The organism is Rhodococcoides fascians NBRC 12155 = LMG 3623, assembly GCF_001894785.1.
In the GTDB taxonomy this organism is placed as follows: Bacteria; Actinomycetota; Actinomycetes; order Mycobacteriales; family Mycobacteriaceae; genus Rhodococcoides; species Rhodococcoides fascians.
Map to the genome: position 1 here is coordinate 383,775 of NZ_BCWW01000003.1, position 13,960 is coordinate 397,734.

Sequence of the window (13,960 nt, forward strand, 5' to 3'; positions counted from 1 at the left end):
CATGACGACCGATACCGCGGCCACGTCGCAGTCCAAGATCGCCGCCGTACTCCCACTCACCGCGCTGCAGGTCGGGATGTACCTGCAATCGACGCTCGCCGAGCGAGCGCAGGATCCGTACCTGTCACAGACGGTGCTCGACCTGTCCGCCGCGGTGGATCGAGGCCGGCTCGATCGTGCCCTCGAGCTGCTGTTGGATCGTTACCCGAACATCAGAGCGCTGCTGCGGCAACGCCGTAACGGTGATCTGGTCTGGGTGGTACCACGCGCGTCGACGCCGGTCGTCACGGCCGTCGACGACGAGTGGGATGATCATCTCCGACGAGACCGCTCGGCCGGGTTCGCGTTCTTCGAGCAGCCGCTGATTCGCTTCTCCTACTCCACTTCTGCGCGCGCCCCGCGAGTTCTGCTCACCTACCATCACGCGCTGATGGACGGGTGGTCCGAGGCCATCTTCGTCAGGGAGCTGATCGCTCTCTACGAATCGGGCGAGGGGGCGCAGTTGCCGCCTGCACCCGACTTCGGCGATTATCTCGCGTGGACAGCGTTGCAGGACAACGTCACTGCGCGTCAGCGGTGGGCCGACTACCTCGACGGGTTCGAGTCCGCGACTCTCGTTGCCGGGGACCGAGCGAATGGGTCCAGCGCGAGCACGCGCTCGCGCCTGGACGTCGATATCGACGATGCGTTGGCCCAGCGGGTGTCCGAATACGCGCGTCGTACCGGCGTGACCACGAACGTCGTCGTGCAGACAGCCTGGGCGGCGATGCTGTCGGCGAGAACCGGTTCCGACGATGTGGCCTTCGGGATGGCGACGTCGCTGCGGCCGTTCGATCTCGATGGTGCCGAGGCGATGGTGGGTTTGCTGCTCAACACCGTGCCGGTCCGCCTGCGGTGGAACTCGGCTGCAACGGCGACCGAGATGCTCGCACGCGTGCAGGCAGACCACCTCGACCTGGACGAGTATCGGTTCCTCGGGCTGTCCGACATCGCCGGAACAGTCGGCGGCGGAGAGCTGTTCGACACCATAGTCGTGTACCAGAACTATCCCGCACCGATACCCGAGACGAGCGGGACCGTCGACGAGATCACGGTGCTGGGTGCGCACATGAGCTTCCCGATGGCGTTGATCGTGGGCCCCGATCCTGCTCTGTGGGCGTTCGTACTGCACGACGAGGCCGCTGTCGGCCGGCGGCAGGCCGCCATGTACGCCGAGACGTTCGTCGAGATGCTCGATCGGATGACGACAGTGTCGGACATCGACGTCACTCGACTGGTGGCCGCCCCACATGGCCAGGGGCGCAGCGTCGGACCGGACCGAACCGTGGTGCCGATCGAGACCGCTCTGGCAGCGCGCTTCGAGCAGTCCCGCGACGACGTGGCACTGCTGATCGGCGGCGAGCACATCACGTTCGGGCAGTTGTCCACGCGGGTCGGACAGGTGTCCGCACTGCTGCGTGTGCACCACATCGGTGTCGAAAGCCGCGTCGCTGTTGCGGTGAGCAGAGGTCTCGACATGGTGGCGGCGCTGTTGGCGACCATCGACGTCGGCGCAGCGTTCGTACCCGTCGACATTCGCTACCCGCGTGAGCGGATCGAACTGATCCTGTCCGATTCCGGGCACGACCTGCTGTTGATCGACGATGCGACCCCCGCGGCACTGACGGATATGGAGACTGCGGTCCGTGTCGATACCGCTGTACGACAACAGGACTGGACGCCGCCGTTCGGTCGCAGCGTCCCGGGTGAGTGCGCGGCCTATCTCGTGTACACGTCGGGTTCGACCGGAACGCCCAAGGGTGTGGTCGGCACCAGGAACGCGTTGGCCAACCGGCTGCAGTGGGCGGTGACGCGGTGGGGCAGACCGGGCAGCCGAGTTGCCAAGAGTTCGCTGGCGTTCATCGACGGCGCGACGGAGTTGCTCACCGGCATTCTCGCGGGCCAACGTGTGGTACTCGCACAGGATCACCAGTACGGCGATTCGGGTGCCGTGGCCTCGCTCATCGGACGGTCCGGTGCCGAACAGGTCACCGCCATCGGTTCTCTGGCTGCCGCGTTGGCCGCTACGGCACCGTCGGACTGCGCTTCGGTGACCGGTTGGATACTCAGCGGAGAACCGTTGACCGACCACATGATCGACGTGATCCGAGCGGTGACGCCGGACGCCACGATCGACAATTCCTACGGATCCTCCGAAGTCGCAGGCGACGTCGCCGTCCAGCGGGTCGACGGCGACCCTGCGGTCATCGGAACCTCGGTGGACAACACCACACTGCGGCTGCTCGACTCTCGGCTACGCCCGGTTCGGAACGCCGTTCCTGGCGACCTGTACGTGTCGGGCGTGCAGCTCGCCCGCGGATACTCCGGGAAACCGGCCGAGACCGCGACTCGCTTCGTCGCAGATCCCGGCGGCGATGGCGCGCGAATGTACCGCACCGGGGACCGTGCCCGTCTCGTCGACGGCGTCCTGGTATTTCTGGGTCGAGACGATCGTCAGGTCAAGATCAGAGGCCATCGCGTCGAACTGGGGGAGGTCGAAAGTTGGACGGCCAGTGACCCTTCGGTCGACGAGTGCGCCGTGGTCGCTGTGTCCGACGGTGACGGCGTCGGTGTGCTGGTGGCCTACGTGACTCCCGACTCGGTCGACACCGCGTCGGTGCAGGAGGCGCTTCGTCGCCGGGTTCCCGACTATCTGGTGCCCGCATTCTGGGTGGCCGTCGACAGTATTCCCAGAACCCCCAACGGCAAAGCCGATCGAAAAGTTCTGCAGGAGCGCGGAATACCCGACGGTGGTCCCAGCCGATCGCGACCTGCTGCATCCGAGGACGAGCGAGCGCTCGCGGCGCTGTTCGCAGACACCACCCGTGCGGAGAGCGCCCAGTCCATCGGCGTCGACGACGACTTCTTCTCGCTCGGCGGCGACAGCATCACCGCCATCACCCTCGTCCATCACGCGCGCACCGCCGGACTTCCGATCACCACCGCAGACGTCTTCGAGTGTCGAACGGTCGCAGGGCTGGTGGAGCGGGGCCGAAGCGCCCGGGCCGTTGCGATCGTCGACCGGCCCGACAGTTCGGTAGCGCTGCTGACCGATGCCGATGTAGCCGAATTGCGCTCTCATGGAATCGATCCAGAGGCAGCTCGCCCGGCCACTCCGCTGCAGCGGGGCTTGGCATTCCAGTCCGTAGCCTCGGGCGACGGAGTGGAGGAAATCTACGTCATCGCCACCGAATTCGAGGTGCACGGGCTGCTGGATCCGCGACGTCTCGAGGGCGCACTCGATGCGCTCCTCGACCGTCATCCAGCGCTGCGCTCGCGCTTTCTGACGTTGAGCACTGGGGCGACCGTCGCGATCCGCGATACGGGTCGAGTCGTACTCCGTCGTCATGTCGTCGACGATCCGACATCGCCTACCGCCCGTGACCTGATCGACCAGGACAGGCGTGCGTTCGACATAGAGCAGGACTCACTCGTCCGAATTCTGCTGCTGGACTGCGGGAACGATCGTCACCGGGTGGTGCTGACCGTCCACCATCTTCTCGTGGACGGGTGGTCCATGGGCACTGTGGGTACCGAGCTGTTCAAGCTCTACCGAGGCCTGGCACTGCCGGAACCTGCGCGGTTCGACGACTACCTGCGGTGGCTCGCGGGCCGCGACGACTCGTCCGTCGACGCGTGGCGTCGCGCGCTCGGCGCGGACGTGGCATCGACGATGGTGGCAGCGTCGGCATCGGCATCGGCATCGGCATCGTCGTCGGTACGTTCCGAGGCGCACGAGATCGACCTCGAGTGGAGTGCGCAGGACACCGCCCGGCTCATCGAGTCGGCGCGTCGTCGATCGTCGACGCTGAGCGAACTGGTCGATGCAGCATGGGCCGTGGTGCTCTCGGCATTCACGGATTCCCCGTCGGTCGTGTTCGGCTCGACGGTCTCGGGGCGTCCCACCGACCTCGATCGCGTCGCAGACATGGTCGGACTGTTCATCAACACCGTTCCCGTCCGTGTCGACGTCGGACCCGATGCACGTCTGTCGACCGTGCTCGCTGGTCTGCGGGACTTCTCGATCGCCGTGGCTCCGCATCATCACGTGGGCCTGGCAGACATTCAGAAGGCCGTCGGGCGGGGAACGCTGTTCGACACACTCGTGGTGTTCGAGAACTTCGCTGCTGCAGACACTTCGGGTGTCGATGCCGAGAACTTCTCGGTGTCGGTCGCCGGATTCCACACAGTGACGCACTACCCGCTCGTGTTGACGGTCCATCCGGGCGAACGGATGCGGCTGGTGGTCGAATACCGCAGCGACTCGGTGCCCGTGGCTCGCGCCCGCGCAGTGGCGTCCGCACTGACCTCGGTGTTGGGTGCGTTCGCCGACGAAGGCGACCCGCCGATCGCCGCACTGTCTCTCGTCGACGAGACGACGACTCGGATTCTCCGCACCGAGTACGCCGGCTCGCAGCGTCGGTATCCGGACGGGACGATGGTGGACCTGTTCGCCGACCGCGTCGCGTTGCAACCGGACACCGTTGCTGTTGCAGACGCCGCCACGGCTCTGACGTTCGCCGAGCTCGATCGCGTCTCCAATCGAATTGCGCGATGGCTCCTCGGTTTCGGTGTCGGCGCGGAAGATATCGTGGCCGTCGAGGCCCCACGAACCGTGACGACGATGGCGACGATCCTCGGGGTCATGAAGTCCGGGGCCGCCTACCTCCCGATCGACCCGAACTGGCCCACCGAACGCGCGCGGCAGATTCTCGACGATGCGCAGCCGGTGATCACGGTGACGGCATCGGCGGTCGAGGCCCTGACGCCGTCGTCGATGGACAGGATTGCCGTCACCGATTCCGAGCGTCGGTCCGCATTGCATCCCGACCACCCGGTGTACTTCATCTACACCTCCGGTACGACCGGTGTGCCCAAGGGAGTCTCGGTACCGCACCGAGGACTGGCGAATCTCTATCACTCCCATCGCGAGAGCGTGCATCTGCCGACGGCGGCGCGCGCGGGCACGGACACTCTGAACGTGGCGCATGCCTGGTCGATGGCCTTCGACGCATCCTGGCAACCGCAGTTGTGGATGTTCGGCGGGCACACAGTACATCTCATCGATCCCGAGGTCGTTCTCGACCCGAGAGAACTCACCGAGCGACTGCGAACGCTGTCGGTGGATTTCATCGAGGTCGTACCCTCGTTGCTCGAACAGATGATGCGGTCGGGATCGATCGACACACTCACGTCGGTCGGGGTCGGCGGCGAGGCGGTATCGGTCGACCTGTGGAACAGGTTGCGCGCGAACGAATCTGTGGTCGCCTACAACTTCTACGGACCCACCGAGGCCACCGTCGATGCGGTGTTCACATCGACGGATCTGTCGCCCGAGCCCGTGATCGGTAGGCCGGTGACCAACCTGAAGGCATACGTGTTGGACGCCTGTCTTCGGCTCGCGCCTCCCGGGGCGCTCGGCGAGCTCTATTTGGCCGGTCCGGGCGTGGTGCGCGGGTATCGCAACGCGCCGGGGCGCACCGCGCACCGCTTCGTTGCCGATCCCTTCGCCGCGGACGGTACTCGGCTCTATCGGACCGGGGATCTCGTGTCGTGGACCGAATCCGGCACATTGAGGTATGCCGGTCGCGCGGACGACCAGGTCAAGATCCGCGGGCACCGCGTCGAAGTGGGGGAAGTCGAAAGTCGATTGCGAGAGATCGATGCCGTCGCAGACGCGCGGGTGCTGGTGCATACGTCGGGTATCAGTACCGGGCAGGCGACCCTCGCTGGATACGTCGTTGCTGCGCCGGGACGGACGATCGACGTGAGCGCCGTGCGCGCGGGTCTGGGCGAACTCCTTCCGTCGTACATGGTTCCATCGTCGGTGACCGTGCTCGATGCGTTCCCTGTGCTGCCGAACGGAAAGCTCGATGCGGCCGCGTTACCCGACCCCGTCCCGACCCTCGGTTCCGGGCGCGCGCCGCGCACCGACGTCGAGCGGGAGATATGCCGCGCAGTAGCCGCTGTGCTGCATGTGCCGGAGGTCTCCGCGGACGACGACTTCTTCGATCTCGGGGGCGACAGCATCATGGCCATGGAGTTGTCGGCGCGGCTGCGGACGGTGGGCATGGCGGTCTCGCCCCGTCACATCGTCGCTCGGCGCACGCCGGAAGCACTTGCTCAGCAAGCGGAGTCGGCGCAACCGATGGCCTCCGGCGTCGAGGAACTGTCGCCGTACGGAGAAGTCCCGTTGACACCGATCCTCCGCTGGATGGACAGCCTCGATGGGTCCGTCGACGAGATCTCGCAGGCGGTGTTGCTGGAGGCTCCCGCCGATCTGACCGAGAACTCGCTGATCGAGCTTCTCGATCTCGTGGTGGCCAGGCACCCCATCCTGCATTCGAGTTTCGAGCGTCGTCCCGGCTCCGAGTCCGTGTTCACCGTGTTGCCGGACGGTACTGCCGACGTGGCCGAGTGGGTCCGTACCGAGTATGTGGACGGGCTCACCGAATCGCTGCTCGCAGAGCGTGTTGCCGCCCAGTCACGCGCGGCACGTGGTCGGCTCGATCCCCGGATCGGCCGGATGGTCGATGTGGTGTGGCTGCGCCACCACGGTGACACCGACTCCTCGGGTGAGCTCCTGATCACGCTGCATCACCTCGTGGTCGACGGGGTCAGCTGGCGAATACTGCTGCCGGACATCACGACTGCGTGGCAGCAGCGGTTGTCGGCGGATCGCGGCCCGATCGGGCCCTCCATGCGGCAGTGGGCGCACGAGATCCACCGCCTCGCCGGCTCTGTCGAGGTGCTCGCCGATCTGGAGTACTGGACACGCGTCGGCGACGGGGCGGAACGGGTTCCGATGGTGCGTTCGGTCGATCCGTCGATCGATACCGGTGCAGGCGTACGCACCACCACGTTCGCGCTGTCCCCTCAGGAAAGCGCGCGGATTCTCGCCGCAGCCCGCCCGCGGCTCGGGGTGTCCGTCGAACATCTGTTGTTGGGAACGTTCGCGGCCGCGACAGTCGAGTGGATGGACAGCGGTGCGGCGGGTCCGCAGTCGTTCGTCGTCGACGTGGAGGGGCACGGGCGGTCGGGAATCGCGTCCGATCGGGTGGACGGCACTTCCGTGGTCGGATGGCTCACGGCTGTGTTCCCGCTCCGCCTGACCGCTGACGCGACCGACCATCGCGCCCTGATGTCGCACCGGTCCGATCCTGTTGCCGCAGAATCGGTTCTGCGTACGATCGCGACGGACGCGGCTAGGTCGAGGGATTCGGTGCCGGGAGACGGGTCGACGTACGGCATGCTGCGGTGGTGCAGCGGTGAGGCGGGTGCGGTGCTGCGGCACATGCCCACGGCCGACATCGAATTCAATTATCTGGGCCGTTTCGACACCGCGACAGGCGGTCCGTTCGGGGCCAGCCGACTGCGTAGCAGTCTCGACACCACGCCCGGCACCGAGACGCCCTGCGGCTATGCGTTGGTCGTCGACAGCTACGTGCACGAACAGGACGGGGCGTCGGTACTCGGTGTGACGTACACGTGGCCGGCAGGAGTGCTCGACGGTGTGGAGGACCTGGCCGGGCTCTGGCGGGAGGCCCTGTCGGCCGCGTGTCGAATCGTGTAGGACAGGGAGTCCGAGGACGGGCTAATGAGGCAAGGGTAACCTCATTAGTGCTACCTTGTCAGTCGCCTCGCCCGGTCGGGTGTGGACGCAGTCAGTGCGTGGTCGAGTCGAGAGGTTCCGAAGAACGATGAAGGTTCGTACGAAGTGGATGAGGAGCGCCGCGTCGATCGCGCTCGCCGGAGGGCTGACCATCGCCCTCGCCGCCGGATGCAGCAGCGACACCGAGGAGACGCCTGCCGCCGACTCCACGACGTCTGCGCAGGAGTCCGCATTTCCGGTCACGATCGACTCGGCACTCGGATCCGCGACGATCCCCGAGGCACCGAAGCGGATCGCGACCTGGGGTTGGTCGAACCAGGACGCGATTCTCGCCCTCGGAGTCGTACCCGTTGCGATGCCTACATTCGACGGTGCCCAGTACGGTGCGGACGAACGCGGCGTTCTGCCGTGGGACGCGAAGGCTCTTGCCGACCTGGGCGGCGACGCGCCGACACTGCTCTCCGGTGACGGCACCGGAGCGGTTCCGGTCGAGCAGTTCGCTGCCGCCGCACCGGATCTGATCTTCGCGCCGTACTCGGGGTTGAGCCAGGAGGAGTTCGACAAGCTCTCCGACATCGCGCCCGTCGTCGCGTACCCGGACAAGCAGTGGACCACGTCGTGGGAGGACCAGCTGACCATCGCGGGCAAGGCGCTGGGCAAGGAGAAGGAGGCCGCCGACCTGGTTTCCGGAGTCGAGGGCTCGATTGCCGATGCGGCGACGAAGTACTCTGCGCTGCAAGGCAAGACGGTCACCGTCGCGCTGCCCAACGCACCCGGCACTTTCGCCGTCAGCAAGGACAACGACGTACGAGTCGAGTTCCTCGAGCAGCTCGGTCTCGTCAACGAGCCCACCATCCAACAGGCCGACCCGGCCAAGGACCCCGACGCCGTGTACTTCGAGCTCAGCCTCGAACAGGCGTCGTTGCTGAAGTCCGACGTGCTGTTCGTCGTGGCGTACGACAAGGAATCTCTCGCCGGGTTCCTGGCCGAACCCGCCGTGGCCTCGCAGCCCGTACTTTCGCAGGGGCGTACCGCCTCCACCGAGGCCCTCAGCGCCGACAAGAACTTCGCGTTCGGTGGCCTGACGGTGCTGACGATCCCGTACATCCTCGACGACGTGGCCTCGGCGCTGAACACTGCCGCCGAGAACGTTCAGGGCTGACAACACTCGGGCGGCCCACTCGACGCGAGCACAGGCGTATTCACTTTCGACGACAGGAGCGTGTTCCACCGTGGCAAGGTCCCATCGACTTCAGGTCGTCTTTCCCGAAGTCCTGCGCACGGCAACGGTGATCGAAACACGTCAGCTGGGTTCGGGTATGCGCCGAATCGTGTTGGGTGGGCCGCAGCTGCGCGAGTTCTCGCGCGGCGACTACCGGTTCCCGGCGTTGCGCAGCGAAGGATTCGACGACTTCGTTCGGTTGTTCTTCCCGGCGGAGACCGACGGCACGGTGGTGCTTCCGGCCCAGCACGAGCGCACCGTCGAATGGCCGCGTGATCCGCGTCCGGTGACCCGCAACTACACCGTGCGCAGCGTCGATCCCGAGACCGCGCAGGTGACTCTCGACTTCGTCACCCACGACACCGGCATCGCGTCGACGTGGGGTCGGCGTTGCCGCGTCGGCGATTCCATCAGCCTGCTCGGACCGGTGCGGTCGGGCCATGCTCCGGCCGATGTCGACTGGGTGTTGCTCGTCGGCGACGAGACCGCGTTACCTGCTATCGCTCGGTATCTCGAAGAGGCATTGCCGGGCCGGCGAATTCGGGTGTTCGTCGAGGTCGCCGACGTCGAGCGAGAGTTGCCGTTGCCGACGGCCGCCGACGCCGAGATCACGTGGGTCCACCGTGACGGCGTCACCGCCGGCACCGGCGACTTGCTCGACAGTGCGGTGCGGGCGGCACCCTGGTGGGACGGAACGGTGTTCGCCTGGGTGGCAGGGGAAGCGACCGCTCTCAAGGGAATCCGTCGGTATCTGCGCGAGGACCGCGGCCTGCCGCCGGAGATGGTCGACGTAACCGGGTACTGGCGTCGCGCCGAGGTTCTGACCCGCGCCGACGATCCCGAGGTGCCCGACCTCAGCGGCGGTGAGTCCGAGCCGTTCGACAGGCTCGCCGAACGTGCGGAAATACTGTCGCCCTTCGCTTTCAGGGCGGCCAACACGTTACGTATCCCGTTGCACGTGTCCCGAGGGGCGTGCTCCGTCGAATCGCTGGCGGAAGCCACCGAGACGGACGCGCGCGCCCTCGCGAAATTCGTGCGCTATCTGCGTGCCGTCGACGTCCTCGCCGAGAACTCCACCGGTGATCTGATTCTCGGCGATATCGGTGAGGCGATGCTCGGCGACGACTGGATCTCGCACTGGCTGGACCTGGACGGGATCGAGGCACGGGTGGAACTGTCGATCACAGGTCTGGTGGACAGCCTGCGGACCGGTACCGCCAGCGCGAGCCTGCTGACCGGCAACACGTTGACCGAAGACCTCGAGGCGTCCCCGCGGCTCGCCGAACTGCATCACAACCACATCGCCGACGAGGCCGCGTTCCTGGGTCCTGCTCTGGTGCAGGACTATTCGTTCGACGGGGTCTCGACCCTGTTGGTGGCGGGGGCAGGATCCGGAGTGGTGCTCGGTTCCGTTCTCTCCCGGTACGACGGAGTATCGGCGGGTGTGCTCGGGTTGCCCAGCGAACTCGACCTGATTCGACGCGACCTCGGGAAATGGCCCGAACTCGAAGGGCGAGTGGTGAATCACCCGCAGAGCGTGATGTCCGAGCCGCATGTGGAGCACGGGAACGGATTCGACGCGTATCTGTTGCTCGAGGTCACCGGACACTATCGAGACGACGATCTCGCACTGCTGTTGCGCAACGCGGCAACAGGATTGGCCGACAACGGAAAATTGGTGGTCGTCGAGCGACTGTCCAACGACGGGTCGTTCAACGAGGACCAGTCGGAATTCGATCTGCTGATGCTCTGCATGCACGGCAGCGGTGTACGAACGAAAGCCGAATTTGCCTGCGTAGCAGCCGATGCTGGCCTCGAGGTCGCGGCGTCGACGCTGGTCGGCTGGGGTATCTCGGTGCTCGATCTACGCCGTGTTCGCTGACACCGAGGAAGCCGTTGTGCTGCCGAGTCGGTTAGGTTAGCGTTCCCTATCGAAGGCGCGCGCCGATGCCGACCGCAGACGTTGCGCGCAATGCGCGGTCACGGACCGATTCACCGTCAGGAGTGCACACACAATGACCGTTGTCGAAGAAACGACGATGGACACGGCCGAGGGGACCGAACTGCAGCGGGGACTGCGTACGGTCGTCGCGTTGGCGGAGTCCGGATTGTTCGACGAGTACGTCGTGTACGAGGACCGGGGACGCTGGGTGTTCGCGGGCGGCGTGGTCGCTCGCATCGTGCTTCGGCCCCACCTCGTGACCACCACCTGGGGGGCCGGAGAACCGACCGAGCGGAGCTGGTCCGGTAACCCGGCAGCGGCTCTGAGCGAAGCGTGCACGGGCCTGACCCGAGAACAGTGGAACGCTTACGGATTCGTCGGTTTCGGGTTCGCGGAGCACCTGCACGACGTCGATCGGTCCACTGCCGCCGGGCGCGACGCCGACGACATCCTCGCGCACCTGGTGGTGCCCCGCGTCGAGGTCCGCTTCGGCCGCGAACACGATGCCGTCGAGGTGACCGGCAGCGACGAGGACCGCGCCTCGGTACTGGCCGCGCTCGACGCGATCGGCGGCGACGAGCTGCCGACCGTGCACGCTCTCGACGTCGGCGGAGATCTCGACGACTACCGCGGCCGCGTCGAACAGGCCGTAACGGAAATCCGACGGGGCGACTACGCCAAGGTCATTCTGTCCCGGAGCGTGCGTATCCCATTCGATCTCGACATGCCGGGCACCTACCGCGCCGGGCGTACGGCGAACACTCCGGCCCGCTCTTTTCTGCTGCATCTCGGCGATCTGCGTGCCGCAGGCTTCAGCCCGGAATTGGTCGCCTCCGTCGACGCACACGGGATCGTCACCACCGAGCCGCTCGCGGGAACGAGAGCGTTCGGACTCGGTTCCGATGCCGACTCGGCAGCGAAGTCCGATCTCGAACAGGATCCGAAAGAGATCACCGAACACGCTGTGTCCGTGCGTACCTCGTTCGAGGAACTCGAATCGATCGCCAGCCCGGGGTCGACGGCCGTCTCGGACTTCATGAGCGTGCGCGAACGGGGAAGTGTCCAACATCTCGCGTCCACCGTGCGCGCACGCCTGCGCGAGGACCTGTCCTGCTGGGATGCCTTCGGTGCCCTGTTTCCGGCCGTCACGGCGTCGGGGATCCCGAAGAAGGAGGCCATCGACGCCATCGGTCGGCTCGACGACTCACCGCGCGGCCTGTACTCCGGTGCCGTCGTGAAGGCATCATCGACGGGAGAATTCGAAGCAGCACTCGTGCTGCGCGCCGTCTACGAGCAGCAGGGTTCCGCATGGCTGCGTGCCGGAGCCGGCATCGTCGGCCAGTCCAAGCCCGAACGTGAATTCGACGAGACCTGCGAGAAGCTCGCCAGCGTTGCCCCATATCTCGTCCGTAAGAAGGAGAACGACGCCTGATGCACCGCACCATGCTGGGTGGAAAGATCCACCGTGCCACTGTCACTCACGCCGATCTGCACTACGTCGGGTCCATCACGATCGATTCGACTCTGATGCAGGCGGCCGATCTGATCGAGGGCGAACAGGTCCACGTCGTCGACATCACCAACGGCGCTCGCTTGGTCACCTACGTGATCGAAGGCCATCCGGGATCCGGCGTGATCGGAATCAACGGTGCCGCGGCCCATCTGGTGTCTCCGGGTGATCTGGTGATCATCATGTCGTTCCGTCAGGTCGAGAACGCCGAGCTGCCCACACACAGTCCCTCCGTGGTGCACGTCGACTCGGACAACAGCATCGTTGCCCTCGGAGTGGACCCTGCCGAACCGGTCCCCGGTGCGCTCGATCAGATGTCGGGGGCGAGCATCCGATGAGCCCGAGCGACGACTACAGCAGCGACCTCGACGGCGAATACGACATCGTCGGGGTCGGCTTCGGGCCCTCCAACCTCGGCTTGGCCATCGCGATCGAGGAACACAATCGACAGTGTGCTCCGGCCGAGCGCCTGACGTCGTGCTTCGTCGAGTCGAAGGACGAGTTCGCTTGGCACCCCGGAATGTTGCTGCCGGGAACCACCATGCAGATCTCCTTCCTCAAAGACCTTGCCACCCAGCGCAATGCGAGCAGCGAGTACACGTTTCTGTCGTATCTCGCCGAACGGGGCCGGCTCAACCACTTCATCAATCTGCAGACGTTCTTCCCCAGCCGGCTCGAGTTCCACGACTACCTGTCCTGGGCCGCGGGCAAAGTCGACGCCGCGGTGCACTACGGCACGCGGGCGTCCGCGGTCGTCGACACCGGTGACGGTTACGGCGTCCGCACCGAGGGGCGGCGCACCGGGACCGTCCGCGGCCGCAACATCGTGCTCGCCGGCGGCCTGACCGCGGCCCTGCCGGACGGAGTCAGCGCGTCGGCGCGGCAATTCCACAATCACGACCTGCTCGGCCACCTCGACCGGCTGCCGTCGCGCACTCACCGCACGTTCGTCGTCGTCGGTGCCGGGCAGAGCGCAGCCGAAGTGGTCGACTACCTGCATTCGACCTATCCGGACGCGTCCGTGCATGCGGTACTGCGCAAGTACGGGTACAGTCCGGCCGACGACAGCCCCTACGCCAACCGCATCTTCGATCCGACCGCCGTCGACGACTTCTACTCGTCCTCGCATTCTCTGCGCGATCAGCTGCTGCACTATCACCGCGGAACCAACTACTCCGCCGTCGACTTGCCCCTGATCGAGGAGCTGTACGCGCGCGAGTATGCCGAGCGGGTCAGCGGACAGCGCCGGTTGTTCGTGCACGGAGCCTCCCGACTGGCCGATGTCACGGAGGAGGCGTCGGGCGTGCGGGCATCGGTGGAACACGGGCCGACAGGACTGGCCGAGGACGTGCTGTGCGACGCTGTCGTCTATGCCACCGGCTTCACGTCCCTCGATCTGCCCGACATCCTCGGGCCGTTGTTCGACGCCGTCGAATTCGATGCGCACGGTCCTCGCGTGACGCGGGACTACCGGCTCGTCACGCGCGGATCGACAGCGGGTTCGATCTACCTGCAGGGCGGCACCGAGCACACCCACGGTCTGACGTCCTCTCTGCTGTCCAACATCGCTGTGCGCAGCGGTGAGATCGTCAAGTCCGCGGTGGGTGCGAGGGTGCGTTCGGTGGTGTGAAACGG

6 protein-coding genes are annotated in these 13,960 nt (G+C 66.1%); all 6 read left to right on the plus strand.

What is annotated here, in order from left to right:
• Position 1 precedes the first annotated feature (1 nt).
• The 6 genes from RFA01S_RS09595 to RFA01S_RS09620 all read left to right on the plus strand — a co-directional run bounded on the left by RFA01S_RS09595 (position 2) and on the right by RFA01S_RS09620 (position 13,955).
• On the plus strand, positions 2 to 7,612 hold the full coding sequence (locus RFA01S_RS09595) for a non-ribosomal peptide synthetase (RefSeq protein ID WP_032407157.1): 7,611 nt from the start codon (positions 2 to 4) through the stop codon (positions 7,610 to 7,612).
• A gap of 127 nt (positions 7,613 to 7,739) precedes the next feature.
• A complete protein-coding gene (locus RFA01S_RS09600; protein ID WP_027495815.1) occupies positions 7,740 to 8,813 on the plus strand; it encodes an ABC transporter substrate-binding protein in 1,074 nt (357 codons plus the stop codon).
• A 70-nt stretch (positions 8,814 to 8,883) separates the two neighbouring features.
• Entirely contained in the window at positions 8,884 to 10,755 is a 1,872-nt protein-coding gene (locus RFA01S_RS09605) for a siderophore-interacting protein (RefSeq protein WP_032407156.1), read from the plus strand.
• A gap of 133 nt (positions 10,756 to 10,888) precedes the next feature.
• Positions 10,889 to 12,247, plus strand: a complete 1,359-nt coding sequence (locus RFA01S_RS09610; protein ID WP_027495816.1) for a salicylate synthase — start codon at positions 10,889 to 10,891, stop codon at positions 12,245 to 12,247.
• A complete protein-coding gene (gene panD / locus RFA01S_RS09615) occupies positions 12,247 to 12,663 on the plus strand; it encodes an aspartate 1-decarboxylase (RefSeq protein ID WP_027495817.1) in 417 nt (138 codons plus the stop codon). Before RFA01S_RS09610 ends, panD begins: the two co-directional genes overlap by 1 nt.
• Entirely contained in the window at positions 12,660 to 13,955 is a 1,296-nt protein-coding gene (locus RFA01S_RS09620; RefSeq protein ID WP_032407155.1) for a lysine N(6)-hydroxylase/L-ornithine N(5)-oxygenase family protein, read from the plus strand. Before panD ends, RFA01S_RS09620 begins: the two co-directional genes overlap by 4 nt.
• Positions 13,956 to 13,960: the final 5 nt, after the last annotated feature.